Origin of the sequence: Enterocloster sp. 210928-DFI.2.20, assembly GCF_020554465.1 — a bacterium.
GTDB classification, from domain to species: domain Bacteria; phylum Bacillota; class Clostridia; order Lachnospirales; family Lachnospiraceae; genus Enterocloster; species Enterocloster bolteae.
The window spans coordinates 488,856-509,542 of sequence record NZ_JAJCHK010000001.1 but is presented as its reverse complement, the minus strand read 5'-3'; the positions used below and the strand labels follow the sequence as shown (position 1 = coordinate 509,542).

The following is a 20,687-nucleotide window of genomic DNA, read 5'->3' as shown; positions in this document are numbered from 1 at the left end:
TCACACATGGATGAGGCTGATTACCATCTGTGCTGTCTCCACCAGATTGGTGCCGCTGTCCATGCTGCATTTCTGTATATATCTGTGGGCTTCCGACTCCGTCATATTGTTCCGTTCCATCAGCAGCGTCTTTGCCTCTGTTATGATATCCTGCTCCTCCCTGCTGCGCTCCTTTGGCCTGCTTCTTCTCCTTCTGCGGATCCTCTCCTGGGCCTGCACCATCATCTCCAGGGTATTTAAGAGGTCGTGGACCTTAAGGGGCATGGGCAGGCAGATAACCCTGTCCGGGCACTGTCCGCCCCACCTGGCAGGCGATGAAATCAGAAGCATGTCAAAATCTCCCGGCAGGCACTGGCGCAGCTCGTCGTACATCATATCCTCAAACCGGTAACCGCTCACCACGATTCCCCCGTTCAGACAGTCCGCAGCCGACAGGGCCTGACCGCCTGAGGTGCAGACTGCCACTACCTGGAAACCGTTTCGGACCAATATGCTCTTTATATTCTTCCCGTCCTCCGGCTTGGAAAACGCTACGATGATGTTAGTCACATGTCCCACCTCCAGGTAAAACCTTATTCACAACTGCCGGCGCCATCAGTATTTATACAGATACTGGCTCACTTCCCAATCCGTTACCTGAGCCCGGAAATCCCTCCATTCCTGCTCCTTGGCCTCCAGATATTTGGTGTAAATGTGCTCTCCCAGCACCTCCTTCATAAAAACATCCCCGCTGTATGCCTCGATGGCGTCCCCAAGGGTTTCGGGAATCCGCTCCACGTTGCGTTCCCTCAGTTCCTCCGGCTCCATGGTGAACATATTTCCCTCCACACATGCAGGAAGTCCGGTTTTCTTTTCAATTCCGTCCAGTCCCGCCGACAGGCAGGCCGCCAGGGCCAGATACGGATTCATGGCAGAATCCGGGCACCGCAGTTCAATGCGCGTACTCTCCCCTCTGGGGGATGGTATACGAATCAGGGAACTGCGGTTGGAGGTAGGTGACCAGGCAATATAAATGGGCGCATCGAATCCCGGAATCAGCCGTTTATAGGAATTCACAAGCGGATTTGTCAGGATGGTCATGGCCTTCATGTGCTTAAGAATGCCGGCCATGAAATAATAGGCGTCCCTGCTCAGCCTCAAAGCATCCTGGTCATCCGCAAACAGGTTCCTGCCCTCCTTGTCTGACAGCGACATATTGATATGCATGCCGGATCCGTTCATACCCTCTCTGGGCTTCGGCATAAAGGTGGCATGGAGTCCGTGGCGCTTTGCTATGGTCTTTGCCGCCATCTTAAAGGTCATGATATTGTCCGCAGCCCGAAGCGCGTCCGTGTACTGGAAATCAATCTCATGCTGGGCCGGCGCAATCTCATGATGGCTGGCCTCCACCTGAAATCCCATCTCCTCCAGGTTCAGCACAATATCCCTGCGGACATTTTCCGCCAGGTCAATGGGAGACACGTCAAAATATCCCGCCATCTCATGTGTGCTGGTAGTGGGCCTTCCCTCCTCGTCCGTGTGAAAGAGAAAGAATTCACATTCCGGGCCCACATTGAGCACATATCCCATGTCCTGCGCCCGCTTGACAGCCCGTTTGAGCACATACCTCGGATCGCCGGAAAACGGGGTCCCGTCCGGGTTATACACGTCGCAGATAAACCTGGCCACCTTGCCCTGCTGGGGCCTCCACGGAAAGACCTCAAAGGTATCCAAATCCGGATACAGGTACATATCCGACTCGTCAATCCTCACAAACCCTTCAATGGCAGATCCGTCGAACATGCAGCGGTTATCCAACGCCTTTTCAAGCTGGCTGGCGGTGATGGCCACATTCTTAAGCATTCCGAAGATATCCGTAAACTGGAGGCGGATAAACTCCACATCCTCCTCTTCCACCATACGCATGATGTCCTCTTTACTGTATTTGCTCATAATAATCTCCCTCTCTTGCAAACTGTGATACCCACAAACACGCAGAGGCGGGAACCTATTACCATGCTCCCGCCTCCTTAAAATCCACCGGGCAGGGACAGAGCCCCCTTAAGACGCCCTCGTCATCCTTCCCTTACCCCTGCTTTTTGTTATAAAAAATATATCAGCAGATATTTCATTTGTCAATGAATTTCCTCTATTTTTTTGATATCACTTTAACGCGCGAAGCTGTTCTGTGAAATGGCTTCCCAGTTTGACGGCACCCACATATCCCACATCTCCGGTCATGTGGACCACACCTTCCCCGTCAATCTCCAGCTCCAGGGTGCCTCCCGGCATCTGCACAAACATCTTGGGATCCGTAAGCCCCAGACGGTAGGCCGCAGCCGCAGCCGCACAGCAGCCGCTGCCGGAAGCCAGTGTGTAGCCCGCTCCCCGTTCGTACACTTCGGTCTGGATATGGGTCCGGTCCAGTACCTTCATGATTTGTGTGTTGATTTTCTCCGGGAACTGCCTGGCGCTCTCAGAATACCTTCCAATCCTGCACACCAAATCCTTTGAAATCTCATCCATAAGGATAACGCAGTGGGGATTGCCGATGGACAGGCAGGTAACAGGATAGGGAATCCGGCCAAACACCATGGTCTCGTTGATGATTTCCCTGCGGGGTCCCTCCACCGGCACATCGTCGCTCCAGAAGGATACCTTTCCCATGGATGCCTTTAACCGGGTGCCCTCCTCGTTCAGATAATGGATGGACGCCTCGCCGCCCTGGGAGGAAATGGTAAAATCTTTTTTCTGTACATACCCTGCGTCCTTTAAATATTTGGCAAAAATCCGGACCCCGTTTCCGCTCTTTTGCGCCACACTGCCGTCCGGATTCCATACCACCATGGAAATCCGCTCACCGTCCAGAACAGGTCCCTCCAGAATCCCGTCGGCACCCACCCCGAAATTGCGGTTGCACATAAGCTGTACATTGGAAGGGGTCAGCTTCAGTTTGTTTTTATTGGGGTCGTATACCAGATAATCATTTCCCAGTCCATGATATTTTTCCACTACAATCCTCATATAGATATCCTCCCTGTCTGCGGTCTGTTTTAGCGGTACTCATTGCCGGCTCCTGACTCACTCCGCCGGCTGTTAACTTTACCATTATTTTATCAAGCATTTTTTGATAATAATATAGATATATTGCTATTTTATATTGCAAATAATGCTGTATTTATTTTATACTTAAAATATCCCCACAAACAATGTTTCCATCACACGGAGACACGGCATGCAAAAAGGAGGTAACGGTTCCATGCCCATCACAGATGACGCCCCTGCGTTTGAGCGCCAGGGATTCCTGAAAGAGGACTTCCGGCTGTTCCATTTAAAAGATAAGGTAAGTCCCTGCTATGAATTCCACTATCACGATTTCCTGAAAATCATGGTGCTGCTGGAGGGAAAGGTCAACTATGTCATAGAAGGACGCTCCTATTCCCTTCACCCCTTTGATATTGTGCTGGTGGGGCGGGGGCAGATCCACCGGCCCGAGGTGGACCCGGGGCAGCCCTATGAGCGGCAGATCCTTTACCTGTCCCAGGATTTTCTGGACCGGCACAGAGAAAACGAAGATTCCCTGGACCGGTGTTTTGCCACGGCAGCCTACCGTCATTCTAATGTTCTCAGGCTGAAGGAGGAGGTCCGGGCGAACATGCTCTCCCTTTTAAAGCAGCTGGAACGCTCCCAGAACTGGCAGCAGGAAGAGTTTGCCGGTCCCCTCATGAGCCGCCTTTTATGCCTGGAATTTCTGGTGGAGCTGAACAGGGCCTCCATGGATGACAAGGCCCAGTACCTTCCCACGGGTGTCTTAAACTACCGGGTCTCCGGCCTTATATCCTATATAAATGAACATCTGGACGAGGACCTGAGCATCGGGACACTGTCCTCCTTAAGCTGCATCAGCCCGTACCATATGATGCGTATTTTCAAAGAAGAAACAGGATGTACCATAGGAAATTACATCACCGAAAAACGCCTGATTTACGCCAGGGACCTGCTGGGCGAGGGGGTAAATGCCACGGACGCCTGCTTCCGTTCCGGCTTCAGCCATTACTCCACCTTTCTAAGGGCCTACAAAAATCACTTCCACCATCTGCCAAAACGGAATCCTGGCACTAAAATATAAAGTATTTCCTGAATTTTCTTGAATTTTTTCTGATTTCTGTTATAATATACTCATTGTTTTCCTATTGAGGACAGTTGTCTTTGTGAGGTGAACACGCAAAACAAACTGGTCCGGGATAAATTCAATGAAACAGGAGGAATGTATTATGAGAATCAGAAAAGTAGCAGCAGTGACCATGGCGGCATGCCTGGCAGCCAGTGCCCTGGCAGGGTGCGGCAGCAAGAAATCAGACGAAAAAGTCATCAAAATCGGCGTGTTCGAGCCGACCACCGGTGAGAACGGAGGCGGAGGCTATCAGGAAGTACTGGGTATCCGCTATGCCAACGAGATGCACCCCACCGTCAACATAGGCGGCGAAGAATATGCTGTCAGGCTGGTGGAGGTAGATAACAAATCCGATAAGACCGAGGCTGTGAACGCGGCCCAGAAGCTGGTAAGCGAAAAGGTCAGCGTGGTGCTGGGAAGCTACGGCTCCGGCGTGTCCATTGCAGCCGGACAGATCTTCGCAGACGCCAAGATTCCGGCCATCGGCTGTTCCTGTACCAACCCACAGGTAACCGAGGGAAATGATTATTATTTCCGTGTATGCTTCATCGACCCCTTCCAGGGCACGGTCATGGCGAATTACGCATTCCAGAACGGTGCAAAGAGCGCTGCCGTGATTACCCAGCTGGGCGATGACTATTCCTCTGGTCTTGGATCCTATTTTAAGGAAGCCTTTGCAAAATTGGGCGGCAACATTGTCAGCGAGGAACAGTTCCAGACAAACCAGACTGATTTCAAGGCCATCCTGACCAACATAAAGGCGGCTGACCCCGACATCATCTTTGCTCCGTCCTCCATCACCACTGCCCCGTTAATCATCAAGCAGGCCAGGGAGCTGGGAATCACGGCTACCATTGCTGCCGGCGATACATGGGAGAACTCCACCATCATCGAGAACGCGGGCGCCGACTCTGAAGGAGTCGTAATCTCCACCTTCTTTGACGAGGCGGAACCGGCTAACGACGAGGCTGCGGCCTTCATCAAGGGCTTCAAGGAATATCTGGTAAAGGAAAAGCAGGAAGACATTATCCCGGCTGTCTCCGCCCTGGGTTACGATTCCTACCTGGCTGCCATCAAGGCCATAGAGGACGCAGGATCCACCGATACCACCGCCATCCGCGACGCCCTTAAGAATGTAGAGATTGACGGCGTAACAGGAAACATCACATTTAATGAGACCGGCGATGCCAACAAAGATATCGCGTTCATCAAGACCATCAAGGACGGCAGGTTCCAGTTCCTGACCACCACTACTGTGGAATAGGGCATCTGGCGAATTACATATGGATACAGGGCTGCAGGCGGCAAACGCTGCTGCCTTTAGTCTTAACCAGCCTTGGACGTTCCAGGGCTGGTTGCATGTTTTAACGGATTTCTGGATACGGACCTTACTATAAAAACACAGGAGGCAGACTCATATGAGTTTAACAACATTTCTTCAGCAATGCCTGACCGGCATCTCCCTTGGCGGGGCCTATGCGCTCATTGCCATAGGCTATACCCTGGTCTACGGCATCCTCCGCCTCATCAATTTCGCTCACGGCGATATCTTCATGATGGCCGGATACTTTATGATTTTTGCAATGGCAAGCCTGCCATGGTTCATTGCCATTCCCGTCACCCTGATTGTGACCATTCTTCTGGGCGTCACCATAGAGCGGGTGGCCTACCGCCCCTTGCGATCCGCACCCAGAATGTCTGTTATGATTTCAGCCATCGGCGTTTCCTACCTTTTGCAGAATCTGGCCACCTACCTCTTTACCGCCCTGCCCAAAGGGTATCCGGAGATTCCTTTCTTAAAGAAAATCTTCCGGATAGGCGGACTGTCCGCCTCCTTTGTCACCTTCCTGACCCCTGTCCTGACCCTGGTGCTGGTCTATCTTCTCATTCTGCTGATTAACCACACCAAAATAGGCATGGCCATGAGGGCGGTTTCCAAGGATTATGAGACAGCCTCCCTTATGGGCATTAAAATCAATAAGACCATCACCTTTACCTTCGCAGTGGGGTCCCTGCTGGCCGGTATCGGCTCCATTTTGTATTTTACGGACCGTATGACCGTATTCCCCTTCTCCGGCGCCCTTCCGGGCTTAAAATGCTTTGTGGCTGCCGTGTTCGGAGGAATCGGCAGCATTCCCGGAGCTGTCATCGGAGGCTTTATCCTGGGGCTTGGAGAGACAGCCCTGGTGGCCATGGGACAGTCTACCTTCAGCGATGCATTTACGTTTATCCTGTTGATTGTCATGCTTCTCATCCGTCCCACAGGACTCTTTGGTGAGAAGACGACCGATAAAGTGTGAGGTGGCGGACATGAAGAATATGACAAAGAACAAGAACAAACTATATACCCTCATTGCCCTGGTAATAATCATCGGTTTCCTGGCATTCCTGCAGTCTGACACTGCCGAATACAGCTACCAGATATCCATTCTGGAGAGAAGCGCCATCTATGCGGTGGTGGCTGTTTCCATGAACCTGCTGACCGGCTTTACGGGCCTGTTCTCCCTGGGCCAGGCAGGATTTATGGCCATCGGCGCCTACGTGGTTGCCATCTTTACCATCCCGGTGGGATCCAGGGCCAGCGTATACTATGTAAGCGGCATATCACCGGTCATTGCCAATATCCAGCTGCCCATCCCCGTGGCCCTGCTCCTTGGCGGACTGGCAGCAGCAGCCATGGCTGCCCTTATCGGAATCCCGGTACTGCGCTTAAAGAGCGATTATCTTGCCATCGCAACCCTTGGCTTTTCGGAAATTATCCGGGCGTTCATTGCAGCCCCCATGTTTGACACCATTACCAACGGTTCCTACGGTCTTAAGAGTATACCGGGCTTTCCCAATATCTTTGCGGTATTCGGCCTGGCCGCCCTGTGTATTGCCCTGATGGTTCTTCTCATTAACTCCTCCTACGGCAGGGCATTTAAATCCATCCGGGAGGACGAGGTAGCTGCCCAGTCCATGGGAATCAACCTCTTTCATTACAAGGAGCTTTCCTTTGTGATTTCCTCCTTCTTCACAGGAGTGGGAGGCGGAATGCTGGCCATGTTTATGCGATCCATTGACTCCAAAACCTTCCAGGTAGCCCTTACATATGATATCCTGCTGATTGTGGTCTTAGGCGGCATCGGCAGCGTTACAGGCAGCGTGGCAGGCGCATTCCTGGTCACCGCAGGCAGGGAGCTGCTGCGCTTCTTCGACGATCCACTGACCATTGCCGGGGTAAGTGTTCCCCTGTTCCGCTCGGGATTCCGTATGGTCATTTTCTCCATCCTTTTGATGGCGGTTGTGCTCTTCTACAGCCGCGGTATCATGGGAAACCACGAATTCTCCTGGGACGGACTGTTCCGGCTCATACGGGGCATTCCCGGCAAGTTTAAGAGAGGCAGGAAAAAGCCCTCTTCCGCCAAGAAGGGAGGCATCCACTGATGAACAACATGGAAAACAGCGTAAAAAATGTACTGCATATGGAGAGCATCACCATGCAGTTCGGCGGCGTCGTGGCAGTGAACGGACTGACCCTGGATGTAAATGAACACGAAATCGTGGCCCTCATCGGGCCCAACGGGGCAGGCAAAACCACTGCTTTCAACTGTGTCACAGGTATTTACCAGCCCACCTTTGGTTCCGTATCCTTTAACGGTGAGGTCATACTGGCCGATACGCCCCAGGGCAAAATGCGGCGCCTCTATGAGGGCGATATAACCCCCACGGACCTGACTCCCGTGCGCAAGACACCGGACCAGGTTACCAAGCTGGGCATTGCCAGGACCTTCCAGAACATCCGTCTCTTCGGCGCCCTGACTGTCTTTGAAAACGTCCTGATTGCCAAACATATGCGGGCAAAGCAGAATGTGTTTTCAGCCACACTGCGCCTCAACCATGCTGAGGAAAAACTCATGCGCGAAGAGTCCATGGAGCTTCTGGAAATGCAGGGACTGGCCCATTTAAAGAACGAAATCGCCTCCTCCCTGCCCTACGGACTCCAGCGCCGTCTGGAGATTGCCAGAGCCCTGGCCACCAGTCCCAGCCTGCTCCTTCTGGATGAACCGGCGGCCGGCATGAATCCACAGGAAACCCAGGACCTGACTGATTTTATCCACAAAATCAGGGACGATTACCACCTGACCATCTTCATGATAGAGCACCACATGGATTTGGTCATGCAGATATCAGACCGCATTTACGTGCTGGATTTTGGCAAGCTCATAGCCCACGGCACGCCCGACCAGGTCCAGAACAATCCAAAAGTAATAGAAGCATATCTGGGGGTGAGTGAAGATGCTGAAGATTAATGATTTAAGAGTAAATTACGGCGGTATCGAGGCTGTAAAGGGAATCAGCTTTGAGGTACCGGAGAAATCCATTGTCACCCTCATAGGCGCCAATGGAGCAGGCAAAAGCACCACCCTGCGGGCCATCGCAGGACTTGTAAAAGCCTCGGCAGGCTCCATCCAGTTTGACGGTACAGAGCTGTTAGGCATGGATACCCCTGATATTGTGTCAAAGGGCATCACCCTTGTCCCTGAGGGCAGGCGGGTGTTCCCGGACATGACCGTTATCGAGAACATAAAAATCGGAGCCTATTTGAGAACCGATTCCCTGGACCAGGATATAGAATGGGTCTACAGCCTGTTCCCCAGGTTAAAGGAGCGCAGCTGGCAGTTAGCCGGCACTCTGTCAGGAGGGGAGCAGCAGATGCTGGCCGTGGCCAGGGCCCTTATGAGCCATCCAAAGCTGATGATGATGGATGAGCCGTCCCTTGGCCTGGCCCCTCTCATTGTCCAGGATATATTCAACATCATAAAGGAAATCAACAAACAGGGCGTGACCATTCTTCTGATTGAGCAGAACGCCAACATGGCCCTGCGTATTGCTGACCAGGGTTATGTGCTGGAAACAGGCCGGATTTCCCTGTCAGGCACCGGCAGGGAGCTGCTGGCAGATGAGTCTGTGAAGGCGGCTTATCTGGGGAAAAAAAAGAAATAAGACGTGTAAAGGCCGGGAAGCGATGCTCCCCGGCCTTTGATCTATAGTTCTATCACTTATATCACAGAGTTTCACTACAAACTGGTATACCCATAAGCATTCACCAACGCATCCAGCTTCCGTCCCTGCTTACACAGAGGGCAGTCCCTGTAGTCATAATACGTATAATCCGGCAAATCCTTCCTTCCGAAAATAGATGTAATCCTGAATCCGTTGAGCTCCTCCAATGCGCTGAAAATAGCGGTAATGGCTCTCAGATTACCGCCGTAATACCGGATGGACTCGATTCCCTTGTTCAGTGCCAGGCCTGTGGTCACGGACGCGGTCAGGATGATGACATTCTTATCCCGAATCATGGGAAGTATGTTCTCCTTGAATATCATCTGGCTGTTGCTGTTGAACTCCGGAGTCACGATGTAGATAGTCTTATGGGCATTCATGGAGAGAACACCGGCGCTGGTCAGTTCCTCAGCCAGGAAACTGCCCACGACCTGGGTTCCCTCAAGACACACAATGGTATCTACCACCGTGTCATAGAGGAACAGCCCCGACAAGCTCCTTGCTATCTCCTGGGCCTCGCTGAGCCTGGTCTTTAAGGTGGTCATATCCAGATAATAATTGATATGGGCATGGTTGGTGGCAAAGTGTCCCGGTGTAACCTTAAGCGGTGCATTACAGCCGGTGGTATGTATCTTAACATACTTATTATCCATAAAAACGCCCCCTTTTACAATGGTACGGACATCGGTTTCTATATGTATTATTATACTAAATAATCCTCCCCGGTACAAGGGCTATCCGGCTGTCTTACCATTTTCTGCTAAAAATTACGAACATCCTGCGATGTTCCCGTCCTTCCCTCCATCCTATAAAACAGGCGCCGGGGCTGCTTCCCCGCAGCCCCGGCGCCTGTTGCTTTTATGATTCAATGCTACAGATTTCTGTCATTTCCAGGATGACTCCACACTGTATCCTCGGTTTTCTTCTCCGGCTCATTGCCTCTGTCTGAAACCTCCGGTCCTGACTGGTTTCCCGGATTTGACTGTGTCTGCGGATTGGCCTGTTCCTCTGGATTCACCTGCTCCTGCGGATTGGCCTGTTCCTCTGGGTTTACCTGCTCCTGCGGATTGGCCTGTTCTGCCTGATTCTCCCGCTCTCCCCGGTCAGCCTGGGTTTCCGGGTTTGCATGAAGCTCCTGCGAAGCCGTGCCTTTGTCATCATCCTCTTTTGGTTCCTCCGGCTCAGGAATACCCTTAACCCTGCGGAATATCTTCATGAATTCCTTGCCGGTAATTGTCTCCTTGTCAATGAGGAATGCGGCAATCTGGTCCATGGCATCCTTGTTATCGCTCAGGAGGCGAATGGCCTCATCGTAGGAATCCTTCAGTATCTTCATGACCTCCTGGTCAATCTCGGCTGCCGTTGCATCACCGCAGTTTAATACGGCCCGGCCTGTCAGGTACTGGTTCTCCTGGGATTCAAGTCCCATAAGGCCGAATTTATCAGACATACCGTACTGGGTAACCATGGCCCTGGCCAGGTTGGTGGCCTGCTGGATATCGTTGGCCGCTCCCGTGGTAACTGTCTCAAATACGATTTCCTCGGCGGCACGGCCGGCCATCAGCTCTACCAGCCTGGCCTCCAGCTCCTTCTTCGTGTTGAGGTACTTCTCCTCCTCAGGCACATTCATAACATATCCGAGAGCGCCCATGGTCCTCGGCACAATGGTAATCTTCTGCACCGGCTCCGAATGCTTCTGGAGCGCGCTTACAAGAGCGTGGCCCACCTCATGATAGGATACAATGCGGCGCTCTTCCTTGCTCATGATACGGTCCTTCTTTTCTTTACCCACAAGAACCACTTCCACCGCCTCAAACAAATCCTTCTGGGACACTGCGTTGCGCCCGTGCTTAACCGCATTGATGGCTGCCTCGTTCATCATGTTGGCAAGGTCGGCGCCCACTGCGCCTGATGTGGCCAGGGCTATCTCCTTAAAGTCTACGGATTCGTCCAAAAGCACATCCTTGGAATGTACCTTCAGTATATTGATACGGCCGTTCAGGTCCGGCTTATCCACCACCACGCGGCGGTCAAAGCGTCCAGGACGAAGAAGGGCCGGATCCAGGACCTCAGGACGGTTGGTGGCGCCCAGCACCAGAAGTCCCTTGGTGGAATCAAATCCGTCCATCTCGGAAAGAAGCTGGTTCAGGGTCTGTTCACGCTCGTCGTTGCCGCCCATACGGCTGTCACGGCTGCGTCCAATGGCGTCAATCTCATCAATAAAGATAATACATGGGGCATTCTCAGTGGCGTTCTTAAACAAATCACGGACACGGGACGCGCCCACGCCCACGAACATTTCCACAAAGTCAGAACCGGAAAGGGAATAAAAAGGCACATGGGCTTCGCCTGCCACTGCCTTGGCAAGCAGGGTCTTACCAGTTCCGGGAGGGCCCACTAGGAGGGCGCCCTTGGGCAGCTTGGCACCAATCTTTGTGTATTTGCCCGGATTGTGGAGGAAATCCACGATTTCTGTCAGCGACTCCTTGGCCTCGTCCTCACCGGCCACATCCTTGAAGGTGATGCCGGTTTCCTTCTGGACGTACATCTTGGCATTGGACTTGCCCACGCCCATGATTCCGCCGCCGCCCATGCGCTTCATGGTGAAGTTCATAAGGAACAGCAGGAACAGGAATGGGACAGCGTAATTCAGCAGGACCAGAAGAAGGGTGCTGCTGTCGCTCTTCTCACGGTTGGTAACCACGTTATTATCCAGTATCCTGTTGACGAAATCATAATCCCCTTCCAGTCTCACCACATAATAATCCAGATTCTGGGAATACTTAGTATTACCCTTCTTAGGGATGACCGTGATTTCCGTGCTGCCCACCTTGATGGAGTCCACCTCGCCGGCTTCCACCATCTGGACGAACTCATTATAGGACAACTCCTGACGTTTCTTGGAATTCAGATAGTTGTTCATACTGCTGACCACGATAAATGTAAGTATGGCAGCAACCACCAGCATGGTTATGGTCTGCCAGTTACTTTTCATATTCGGGTCCTGTTTGTTATTATTATCCATATTGTACAAATTCTCCCTCTGAATGGGTCATCTATCAATTTCCAGCAAAAACCCATTCTCTACCATTATAGTGTCAGTCTCCCCATAAATCAAGAAAAGAACAATTAATTTTCTTAAATTTTTACAAAAAGTCCTAGATTTATTCTCAATGAGGATGTATAATGTTTCAGTTATTTTTTTGATACTATATCAAACAAGTCACACACTATCCACAACAAGAAAAGGAGGTATCCCCATCATGCCAGTCAAATACGTATTCGTAACCGGCGGCGTAGTCTCCGGCCTGGGAAAAGGCATCACTGCAGCATCGCTCGGCCGCCTGTTAAAGGCCAGAGGCTACAAAGTGACCATGCAGAAGTTCGACCCCTACATCAACATCGACCCCGGCACCATGAACCCGGTCCAGCACGGAGAAGTCTTCGTGACGGATGACGGCGCCGAGACAGACCTGGACTTAGGCCACTATGAGCGTTTTATCGACGAAAGCCTTACCAGGAATTCCAACGTCACCACGGGCAAGGTCTACTGGACGGTCCTGCAGAAGGAACGCCGCGGAGACTTTGGCGGCGGAACCGTACAGGTAATCCCCCATATTACCAACGAAATCAAAAGCCGTTTCCACCGCAACTACACGGAAAACGAGACGGAAATCGCCATCATCGAGGTCGGCGGCACGGTCGGCGACATCGAAAGCCAGCCATTCTTAGAGGCCATCCGCCAGTTCCAGCATGAGGCAGGCCCAGGCAACACCTGCATCATCCATGTCACTCTCATACCTTACCTGAAAGCCTCAGAAGAGCTTAAGACCAAGCCGACTCAGGCCAGTGTAAAAGACCTTCAGGGAATGGGCATTCAGCCCGATATCCTAGTCTGCCGCAGCGAACTCCCCCTGGACGACGGCATCAAGACGAAAATCGCCCAATTCTGCAATGTTCCCAAACATCACGTACTCCAGAACCTGGATGTGGACGTGCTCTATGAAGTACCCCTTGTAATGGAGGAAGAGCATCTGGCCCAGTCCGCCTGTGAATGCCTGGATCTGCCCTGTCCGGAGCCTGAGCTGGCAGACTGGAGGGCCATGATAGAGGCCTGGAAGCATCCAAAGCAGGATGTGACCGTGGCCCTGGTAGGCAAATACATCCAGCTTCACGACGCCTACATTTCCGTGGTGGAAGCCCTGAAGCACGCCGGGGTGGCCAACCGTGCCGCGGTCCACATCAAATGGGTGGATTCCGAGACAGTCACGCCGGAAAATGCCCCCGAAATCTTCAAAGATGTGAGCGGTATCCTGGTTCCCGGCGGCTTTGGCGACCGCGGCATTGACGGAAAGATTCACGCCATCCAGTATGCCCGGGAACACCGCATACCATTCCTTGGACTTTGTCTGGGAATGCAGCTGTCCATTGTGGAGTTTGCCAGAAATGCGGCCGGATACGCGGATGCCCACAGCGTGGAGCTGAATCCTGCCACCACCCATCCTGTCATCCATCTGATGCCGGAACAAAACGGAGTGGAGGACATCGGCGGCACCTTAAGGCTGGGTTCCTACCCCTGCGTCCTGGACAAGACCTCCAAAGCTTATGGCCTGTACGGCGAAGCCACTATTTATGAGCGCCACAGGCACCGGTACGAGGTCAACAACGACTACCGCGCCGCGCTTGTAAAATGCGGCATGATGCTCTCCGGCCTGTCCCCCGACGGGCGGATTGTGGAAATGATAGAGCTCCCCGGTCATCCCTGGTTCATTGCCACCCAGGCCCACCCGGAGCTTAAATCCAGGCCCAATCGGCCCCATCCGCTGTTTAAAGGTTTCGTAGAAGCCGCTTTAAAAGAAAAAACAAAAAATAACGTATGACAAAAATGGCTGCCCTGCTTTTGATCTGCCAGTATGAATCATCCGCCTTTGCGCAAACTATGGTTAAGATTCAATCATAAGCGCATCACAAGGAGGTGAATCCCAAATGGATCACAAGGAAAAAGACGATTTTGACGTTGACATACAAGCCTGCTCCACCATGGACTGTACCGGCCTGATTCCTTCCCTGCCCCAGGACGAGGCAGAGAAGGAGGCCTATGAGGATCTCTACCCATATGTCACCAAGGCTGTTTCATCGGACAGGGAATAATGGCAGGGCAGCCCAAATGAAAAAAACGGAGCCGAGACCCCTAAGCCTTTGCTCCGTTTTATTTTATGCATCGTTTTATACATCGTTTTTTGCATCGTTCTATGCATCGTTCTATGCATCATCTTACACATTATCTTACTTTCCTGGTTCTGCGGTCCATATGGACTCCCTGCTGCCGGCCGCGGCCAGCCAGCCTCCGTCACCCATGCATAAATCTGCTTAAAAACTCCTGGGTCTGAAGCTGTTTCGGCGCACCAAATATCTGTGAGGGCTCTCCCTCCTCCACAATCACGCCGCCTGCCATAAATGCCACATGGCTGGACACATCCCTGGCAAAGGCCATTTCATGTGTGACGATAATCATGGTAAGGCCCTCTCCGGCCAGCTTGCGCATAACCTCCAGCACCTCTCCCACCATCTGCGGGTCCAGTGCCGATGTGGGCTCATCGAACAGCAGCACCTCAGGCTCCATGGCCAATGCCCTGGCAATGGCCACCCTCTGTTTTTGTCCGCCGGAAAGCTGTCTGGGCTTGGCGTTGATATAGGGAGCCATTCCCACCTTTTCCAGGTAATACATGGCATTCTTGTGGGCATCTGTCTTGTTCTTCTTAAGCACCTTGACCTGTCCGATCATACAGTTCTCCAAAACAGTCATGTTGTTAAACAGATTAAAGCTCTGGAACACCATTCCCACCTTGGAGCGGTACTGGGGCGCATTGACCTTCTTATCGGCAATATTGGTTCCATGGTACATAATTTCGCCTGTGGTAGGCGTTTCCAAAAGATTCAGACATCTGAGCAGTGTGGATTTTCCGGAACCCGACGCGCCGATGATGCAGGTCACATCCCCGCTGCTGACTGAAAAGTCAATATCCTTAAGCACAGGATTGGTACCGAAGGTTTTGCTCAAATGACGGATTTCTAATATCCTGTCTCCTTTCATCGCGCATCCTCCTTCTTCTTATCCTTTTCATCCGGGAACCGGTACATACCGCTGGTATGGGCCAGGGTGTCGGTGGTGGCCAGGTCGTAGCTGTCCGCGCCGTCCATCCTGTTTTCCCACCATCGAAGGATTCTGGAGCAGGTGAATGTCATGATGAAATATATAATCATGGTGATGGTATATGCCTCGAAATTCATGTACAGGGCTCCCGCAGCAGCCTTTGTCTTATACAGCAGCTCCGTAACGCCGATAACAGAGAGCACGCAGCTGTCCTTGATATTGATAATCAGGTTATTGCCAATCTGAGGCATGATATTCCTCAGAGCCTGGGGCAGAATCACATAGAGCATGGTCTGTACATGGGTCATGCCGATGGCCTTTGCTCCCTCTGTCTGGCCCGGGTCAATGGAAAGGATTCCGCCGCGGACTGTCTCAGCCATGTAAGCGCCTGTATTGATGGAAAGAATGAAATAGGCGGCGCCCCACATAGACATATTAATTCCTAACATGGGCAGAAGCCCGTAATAAATGAACATGGCCTGGGCCATCATGGGCGTTCCGCGGAAAAACTCCACATAGGCGTTCAGAATCAGTTTCACAGCCCAGAGCACGGCCCTTTTAACCGGGTTGTCCCCCCGCTCACTTGGTATGGTCTGGACAATACCCACGGCAAAGCCTATGATACAGCCCACCAGGGTACCTACCAGGGCAATCTTAAGGCTTACGCCTGCGCCCTGGAGCATCGACATACCGTATCGGTTGAATACGACCATAACACGGCCGAAAAAATCTGTTGGCATATCCCTTCTCCTTACTCTTTCACGTACTTTCGCCTGACGGCAGCTTAGTTTGCCAGAGGCTGAACAGAGATAGCTTCATCCATCATCTTGGAGAAGTCATCCTTTGTCATCTTTGTGAGAACGCTGTTAATGGCATCCTTTAACTCTGTATTCCCCTTCTTTAAGGAAATACCGATATTGATATCTTCATCCGTCACCTGGAAATCAGCATCGCCGCCGCCAAACTCAATCATCTTGAAATTAGGATAAGCGATGAGAGCGCCCTTGCCTGTAGGCTGGTCTGTAACAACCAGGTCGCACTTGTCAGCGTTTAAGGACATCAGCATATCGGGAGCGCTGGCAGTGGCCGCCAGGACATTGGCATCCTGAATCTGAGGCAGACAGGTGTTGTACCAGATGGTGCTCTGCTGGGAAGTACAGGTGGCTCCTGCAAGATCCGCCACGCTCTTGGCATCCGCGTACTTGCTGCCTTCCTTTACAAGGGTAACGATGGTTGCATAGTAATATGGCTCAGTGAAATCCACTGCCTGAAGACGCTCAGAAGTAATGGACTGTCCTGCGATAACACAGTCAACCTGACCTGTGGTAACAGCCGGAATCAGGGAATCCCAGTCCAGACGTACGATTTCCAGGTCATAGCCCAGTTCCTCGCAAATCTTCTTTGCCATCATGACATCATATCCGTAAGCAAATTCATTGCTGTCCGCAATGGCAACCGCGCCGTTGGAATCATCGGGCTGGGTCCAGTTGTAAGGCGCATATGCACACTCCATGGCCACGCGCAGCGTCTTTTTCTCTCCGCTGTCTGCTGCTGTGGTGTCTGCAGCGGCATCACTCTCTGCCTTGGCATCGCCGGCTGCGGTTGTTGCCTCTGCCTTTGTGTCTGCTGTTGTTGCCGCTGTGCCGCCTCCGCCGCATGCTGTCAAAGAACCGGCAGCAAGGACGCCGGCCAGAACCAGGCCTAAAACTTTCTTTGCACTCATTTTCATAATAATCTCTCCTCTTAAAAATATTCCAGGCTTTACTGTCTAAGAAAAAAGCCACACCCATCCTCACAGGTATGACTCCACTGTCATCTGATGACCGGCAATCCCAAACAGCTAAAACCTTGCCCTATTAAACATGGCGCACTTTACTTTCTTAAGCATATATGCGCCTAACGTGCTAAGTATAACATAACTCGTTCTGTTTTCCAATACCCAAATACGTTTTTTTATGCAGGAAAAAGGTATAAATAATTGTAAAAACAGCCATAAATCCTTTAACTGGGAATTCATGGCTGTCATATATAATCATTTCCTGCTATTGGCTTTCCTTTGCCCTGTCCGCTGTTTCCTGAACGGTTTCCCCGGCTGTCTCCTGTGCCTTGTCACCCATCAGATCATCCATGCGCTGTAAGAATACATCATCAGGCTGGATTTGGTTTCCGTCCTCATCCACCTCCACGGCAAACAGGAAGGTTCTGGCATCATTGATTTCGTAGCTGCATGTAACCAGGGTGTACAGGGTCCTGGCCGGATATGTAATCTCGACGCCGTAGCTGCACGGCTTCACCATCTCATGCACAAAGGCGTCAAAGGATTCCTGGGATTTGAACCTGGTCTTCCGCACAATAGGCTGGGCCTCCCCGTAGTAGGCGGCCACTGCCTTTAACCTGATTTCCCGGTCAGGGGTGTAGATGCTGAAAAACTGGTGCTCCTTAAAATACGCCTCGTCCTTGTACCGGTTCACGTCCTTGAACATGCTTCCGTTCTTCATATTATGGCCGTACAGCACATTATTGCGTCCCACAAAATCTCCCTGGCTCTCAAAATCCAGGTAAATGGCCCCCGCAATATTCTCCTTGCCGTAAAAATCATGATTCAGATAGAAATCGTTGTCCTCTCCCTGAACAATGGGGTAATCAATGTTGGTATCCGGCACCCGGATCCATCCGATGGTATCCGGATTCTCCTTCATCAGCTCTTCAAAATTGATGGGAGATACATAGGGCTCTGTCTCCGGTTCCTCTGTCCCGGGCTCTGTCACTGCTTCCGTGGACGGCTGCGCAGTAGTCTCCCTGGCCAGTTCGGCCAGCCGCTCATATTCCTCCCTGGTCCTCTTGTCCTCTATCCAGCTGTGGATGCTCATGGCACCGCTTACCAGCATCACGGCCAGTAAAACCAGGATGATGACGCCCCGTATCCTGCTTTTTCCTTTTTTCTGATCCATAAATGATTATGTGTCCTTTCCTGCTGTCATCCCATATGGCCGGAGGCCGCTTTGAGCTCTTCGTTCCATCCTTCGCTGTCAGCCACTGCCTCCTGCATCAGAAGCAGCATCTCCAGGAAGCTGCGGAAACTAATCTGTCTGCGCTTTTCCTTCCAGCAGATGGTTCCCTGCCAGGTAGCGTTCCTTCTGAACATGACCCTTATAACAAAGGTCATGGGGCCAAAGCCCCCTGCATTGACCAAAACGCTTCTGGGACTGATAATGGTTCCTTCCTCCCCGCCATCCGCAAGAGGTAGAAGAAAACGCTCCACTTCATCCCTGAGTTCAAACTCACTGGCAAATTCCCGGCGGTCCGCCACGGCCGGATGGGATACGTCCCCGCCCAGGACGAAATGGCTGGAATTGCGCACAGACACCTCGCACATCCGCTTGCCCAGGCCGTGCATAATATCACTTCCGTGTCCGAGAGAACGTTCCAGATACTCCATCAGATCCAAAAAGCTTTCAAAAGAATAGGTGCCGCCGTTTCTCAGGTCCATTATATCACCCTGCCACGTGGAATGAAACCTGTATTTCACATGAAGGCAGAACTCGGCCAGTTTTCCCTGAAGCCGCTTCTTTCCTGCCTCCACTCCACACCTTAAGGATGAACTGCCATGTTTTATTCCCACAAAGGACCTATGGTCCACACTCTTCATGGGATAGCGGAGCTCATCGAACAGTTTTTCCAGACAAATAGCCATCTCCGATATACAGCCAAAGGGGATTTCCTCCTCCAGACTGTCATGGTAGAGCCTTCCCTGTAACAGGCGGCCATCAAAGCTGTCAATGGCTATATTTACATATTTGTACGAATCCGGTAGGGTCCCTGTTTTTGCAATCGACATATATTCACCTGCATTTCTCTAATAAATTGACATAGTAATCCCATTAAACCTGTTACCATTATAACAGCCTCCGGTTACAATCCGGTTACAAAAGAACACCTGGCCGCTTTTTTATGTATTTTTTTTCTGGACAATTATGGCTCTGGTTAGTATACTTATCTTAGAATGACCCCGTTTTGCAAAGGAGAGCAGACATGAATGCATCCGTTATGGAAGATAAACCTACTATTTATATAAAAACCCTGGGCGGTTTTTCCCTCAGGGTTGGCGATAAAGAGATAACCGACAACAGCAACCAGTCAAAAAAACCCTGGTGCCTTCTGGAATATCTGGTGGTATTCCAAAAGAAATCCATCAGCCCCGGTGAACTTATCAACATCGTATGGGCTGACGACCCCGGCGTCAACCCGGGCGGTGCCCTTAAAACCCTGATGTTCCGCAGCCGCAAGCTGTTAGAGCCCCTGGGAATTCCTCCCCAGAAGCTGTTAGTCCAGCAGAGAGGTTCCTATTGCTGGACCCAGGACTATTTATCCGTCCTGGACATCGACCAGTTCGAGTCCATCTGTACCAGAGTCCTGAACCATGACATGGATGAGGACGAGGCCCTTAACCTTTGCCTTGAGGGACTGGAACTGTACAAAGGTGATTTCCTTCCCAAATCCGAATATGAATCCTGGGTTATCCCCATCAGTACATACTACCATTCCCTGTACCAGAAACTGGTTTATAAGACGGTAGAGCTGCTTACTAAAAAGGAGGATTTTTCCAGAATAACATCCATCTGCCAGACAGCAGTAGGGATAGAGCCTTTTGATGAAGAATTCCACTACCACCTGGTATACTCCCTCTACAGGGACGGTCACACCAGTCAGGCGATTGAAGAATACAACCATACCCTGGACCTGTTTTATAACGAATTCTCCATTTCTCCGTCGGACCATTTTAAGGATTTATACAAATCCATCCGCAGCAAGGAACAGGGTATCAATACAAACCTGGATTCCATCCAGGAGACGCTTAAGGAGGAAGCCTCAGGAGGGGCTTTTTACTGTGAATATCCTGTATTCCACGACCTGTTCCAGTTGGAACGCAGGGCCATCGAGCGTACAGGGGACTCCATCTATCTGTGTCTGCTCACCATCGGTGACCTGGACGGACATGCCCCGAAGACAACGGTCCTCAACAAGGCCATGGAGCATCTGAACCATGCCATCCGTGACTCCCTGCGCTGCAGCGATGTGTACACCCGTTACAGCATCAGCCAGTACATCGTCCTTCTTCCCACCGTGACCATGGAAAAGGGTGAGATGGTCATGAAGCGGATACTGAACAACTTCCGCAGGCTCTACAGCCGCAAGGACCTGATTGTGGACTACAAGCTTCAGCCAGTGCTCCCCTGGGAACGCTCTCCTGCAGGCCTTGGTGAATAAAGAGAGTTTTGGAAAATAACAAATTTGTGGTATTCATGAATCAGAAAAGCTGCGGCATTATCCTTC

Annotated in this window: 19 protein-coding genes; 9 read left to right on the top strand and 10 right to left on the bottom strand. The window is 51.6% G+C overall.

Annotated elements, in window-relative coordinates; all coding sequences use genetic code 11:
- The 3 genes from LI015_RS02325 to dapF all read right to left on the bottom strand — a co-directional run bounded on the left by LI015_RS02325 (position 1) and on the right by dapF (position 3,003).
- A complete protein-coding gene (locus tag LI015_RS02325; RefSeq protein WP_002565433.1) occupies positions 1–549 on the bottom strand; it encodes an ANTAR domain-containing response regulator in 549 nt (182 codons plus the stop codon).
- A gap of 45 nt (positions 550–594) precedes the next feature.
- Positions 595–1,932, bottom strand: coding sequence for a type I glutamate--ammonia ligase (glnA, locus tag LI015_RS02320; protein WP_002565434.1), 1,338 nt, complete (start codon positions 1,930–1,932; stop codon positions 595–597).
- A 210-nt stretch (positions 1,933–2,142) separates the two neighbouring features.
- Positions 2,143–3,003 carry a diaminopimelate epimerase gene (gene dapF, locus LI015_RS02315; RefSeq protein ID WP_227123963.1) on the bottom strand — a complete coding sequence of 287 codons (861 nt, stop codon included), beginning with the start codon at positions 3,001–3,003 and terminating at the stop codon, positions 2,143–2,145.
- A 235-nt stretch (positions 3,004–3,238) separates the two neighbouring features.
- On the opposite strand from dapF, the gene LI015_RS02310 reads away from it, so the two are divergent.
- The 6 genes from LI015_RS02310 (at position 3,239) to LI015_RS02285 (ending at position 9,139) form a co-directional block, all read left to right on the top strand.
- Positions 3,239–4,108 (top strand): helix-turn-helix domain-containing protein, encoded by an 870-nt coding sequence (locus LI015_RS02310; protein ID WP_227124057.1) that lies wholly within the window; start codon positions 3,239–3,241, stop codon positions 4,106–4,108.
- A gap of 145 nt (positions 4,109–4,253) precedes the next feature.
- Positions 4,254–5,417: an ABC transporter substrate-binding protein gene (locus LI015_RS02305; protein WP_002565437.1), complete on the top strand. Its 1,164-nt coding sequence runs from the start codon at positions 4,254–4,256 to the stop codon at positions 5,415–5,417.
- A 154-nt stretch (positions 5,418–5,571) separates the two neighbouring features.
- Positions 5,572–6,453: a branched-chain amino acid ABC transporter permease gene (locus LI015_RS02300; protein WP_002565438.1), complete on the top strand. Its 882-nt coding sequence runs from the start codon at positions 5,572–5,574 to the stop codon at positions 6,451–6,453.
- Positions 6,454–6,463: 10 nt separating this feature from the next.
- Positions 6,464–7,579 carry a branched-chain amino acid ABC transporter permease gene (locus LI015_RS02295; protein WP_002565439.1) on the top strand — a complete coding sequence of 372 codons (1,116 nt, stop codon included), beginning with the start codon at positions 6,464–6,466 and terminating at the stop codon, positions 7,577–7,579.
- Positions 7,579–8,445, top strand: coding sequence for an ABC transporter ATP-binding protein (locus tag LI015_RS02290; protein ID WP_227123962.1), 867 nt, complete (start codon positions 7,579–7,581; stop codon positions 8,443–8,445). Before LI015_RS02295 ends, LI015_RS02290 begins: the two co-directional genes overlap by 1 nt.
- Entirely contained in the window at positions 8,432–9,139 is a 708-nt protein-coding gene (locus LI015_RS02285; protein WP_002565441.1) for an ABC transporter ATP-binding protein, read from the top strand. Before LI015_RS02290 ends, LI015_RS02285 begins: the two co-directional genes overlap by 14 nt.
- A 74-nt stretch (positions 9,140–9,213) precedes the next feature.
- Here LI015_RS02285 and LI015_RS02280 read toward each other — a convergent pair whose 3' ends face one another.
- Both LI015_RS02280 and ftsH read right to left on the bottom strand, forming a co-directional pair.
- The gene (locus LI015_RS02280) at positions 9,214–9,852 is read right to left on the bottom strand and encodes a phosphoribosyltransferase (protein ID WP_002565450.1); all 639 of its coding nucleotides are present in this window, start codon (positions 9,850–9,852) and stop codon (positions 9,214–9,216) included.
- A gap of 218 nt (positions 9,853–10,070) precedes the next feature.
- Positions 10,071–12,224 (bottom strand): ATP-dependent zinc metalloprotease FtsH, encoded by a 2,154-nt coding sequence (gene ftsH, locus LI015_RS02275; protein ID WP_002565451.1) that lies wholly within the window; start codon positions 12,222–12,224, stop codon positions 10,071–10,073.
- Positions 12,225–12,462: 238 nt separating this feature from the next.
- Here ftsH and LI015_RS02270 point away from each other — a divergent pair, with 238 nt between their 5' ends.
- Positions 12,463–14,079 (top strand): CTP synthase, encoded by a 1,617-nt coding sequence (locus LI015_RS02270; protein WP_227123961.1) that lies wholly within the window; start codon positions 12,463–12,465, stop codon positions 14,077–14,079.
- A gap of 106 nt (positions 14,080–14,185) precedes the next feature.
- The gene (locus tag LI015_RS02265) at positions 14,186–14,350 is read left to right on the top strand and encodes a hypothetical protein (protein WP_002571858.1); all 165 of its coding nucleotides are present in this window, start codon (positions 14,186–14,188) and stop codon (positions 14,348–14,350) included.
- A gap of 199 nt (positions 14,351–14,549) precedes the next feature.
- Here the strand turns inward: LI015_RS02265 and LI015_RS02260 are convergent, their stop codons facing one another.
- The 5 genes from LI015_RS02260 to LI015_RS02240 form a co-directional block, all read right to left on the bottom strand.
- Positions 14,550–15,293 (bottom strand): amino acid ABC transporter ATP-binding protein, encoded by a 744-nt coding sequence (locus LI015_RS02260; protein WP_002565454.1) that lies wholly within the window; start codon positions 15,291–15,293, stop codon positions 14,550–14,552.
- A complete protein-coding gene (locus LI015_RS02255; RefSeq protein ID WP_002565455.1) occupies positions 15,290–16,093 on the bottom strand; it encodes an amino acid ABC transporter permease in 804 nt (267 codons plus the stop codon). The genes LI015_RS02260 and LI015_RS02255 overlap by 4 nt, the downstream gene beginning before the upstream one ends.
- Before the next feature lie 44 nt (positions 16,094–16,137).
- Complete coding sequence (locus LI015_RS02250) at positions 16,138–17,082, bottom strand: transporter substrate-binding domain-containing protein (protein ID WP_002565456.1); 945 nt, start codon at positions 17,080–17,082, stop codon at positions 16,138–16,140.
- 313 nt (positions 17,083–17,395) lie between these two features.
- Positions 17,396–18,304, bottom strand: coding sequence for a class B sortase (gene srtB, locus LI015_RS02245; protein WP_002571856.1), 909 nt, complete (start codon positions 18,302–18,304; stop codon positions 17,396–17,398).
- 26 nt (positions 18,305–18,330) lie between these two features.
- The gene (locus LI015_RS02240; protein WP_227123960.1) at positions 18,331–19,191 is read right to left on the bottom strand and encodes a hypothetical protein; all 861 of its coding nucleotides are present in this window, start codon (positions 19,189–19,191) and stop codon (positions 18,331–18,333) included.
- 194 nt (positions 19,192–19,385) lie between these two features.
- Between LI015_RS02240 and LI015_RS02235 the strand changes: the two genes are divergently transcribed.
- On the top strand, positions 19,386–20,621 hold the full coding sequence (locus LI015_RS02235) for a BTAD domain-containing putative transcriptional regulator (RefSeq protein ID WP_002565460.1): 1,236 nt from the start codon (positions 19,386–19,388) through the stop codon (positions 20,619–20,621).
- Positions 20,622–20,687 lie beyond the last annotated feature (66 nt).

Bases quoted from the DNA above. Each gene is read 5' to 3' on its own strand.
- glnA (WP_002565434.1), bottom strand. From the start codon at position 1,932: ATGAGCAAATACAGTAAAGAGGACATCATGCGTATGGTGGAAGAGGAG.
- dapF (WP_227123963.1), bottom strand. From the start codon at position 3,003: ATGAGGATTGTAGTGGAAAAATATCATGGACTGGGAAATGATTATCTG.
- LI015_RS02310 (WP_227124057.1), top strand. From the start codon at position 3,239: ATGCCCATCACAGATGACGCCCCTGCGTTTGAGCGCCAGGGATTCCTG.
- LI015_RS02305 (WP_002565437.1), top strand. From the start codon at position 4,254: ATGAGAATCAGAAAAGTAGCAGCAGTGACCATGGCGGCATGCCTGGCA.
- LI015_RS02300 (WP_002565438.1), top strand. From the start codon at position 5,572: ATGAGTTTAACAACATTTCTTCAGCAATGCCTGACCGGCATCTCCCTT.
- LI015_RS02295 (WP_002565439.1), top strand. From the start codon at position 6,464: ATGAAGAATATGACAAAGAACAAGAACAAACTATATACCCTCATTGCC.
- LI015_RS02290 (WP_227123962.1), top strand. From the start codon at position 7,579: ATGAACAACATGGAAAACAGCGTAAAAAATGTACTGCATATGGAGAGC.
- LI015_RS02285 (WP_002565441.1), top strand. From the start codon at position 8,432: ATGCTGAAGATTAATGATTTAAGAGTAAATTACGGCGGTATCGAGGCT.
- LI015_RS02280 (WP_002565450.1), bottom strand. From the start codon at position 9,852: ATGGATAATAAGTATGTTAAGATACATACCACCGGCTGTAATGCACCG.
- ftsH (WP_002565451.1), bottom strand. From the start codon at position 12,224: ATGGATAATAATAACAAACAGGACCCGAATATGAAAAGTAACTGGCAG.
- LI015_RS02270 (WP_227123961.1), top strand. From the start codon at position 12,463: ATGCCAGTCAAATACGTATTCGTAACCGGCGGCGTAGTCTCCGGCCTG.
- LI015_RS02265 (WP_002571858.1), top strand. From the start codon at position 14,186: ATGGATCACAAGGAAAAAGACGATTTTGACGTTGACATACAAGCCTGC.
- LI015_RS02260 (WP_002565454.1), bottom strand. From the start codon at position 15,293: ATGAAAGGAGACAGGATATTAGAAATCCGTCATTTGAGCAAAACCTTC.
- LI015_RS02255 (WP_002565455.1), bottom strand. From the start codon at position 16,093: ATGCCAACAGATTTTTTCGGCCGTGTTATGGTCGTATTCAACCGATAC.
- LI015_RS02250 (WP_002565456.1), bottom strand. From the start codon at position 17,082: ATGAAAATGAGTGCAAAGAAAGTTTTAGGCCTGGTTCTGGCCGGCGTC.
- srtB (WP_002571856.1), bottom strand. From the start codon at position 18,304: ATGGATCAGAAAAAAGGAAAAAGCAGGATACGGGGCGTCATCATCCTG.
- LI015_RS02240 (WP_227123960.1), bottom strand. From the start codon at position 19,191: ATGTCGATTGCAAAAACAGGGACCCTACCGGATTCGTACAAATATGTA.
- LI015_RS02235 (WP_002565460.1), top strand. From the start codon at position 19,386: ATGAATGCATCCGTTATGGAAGATAAACCTACTATTTATATAAAAACC.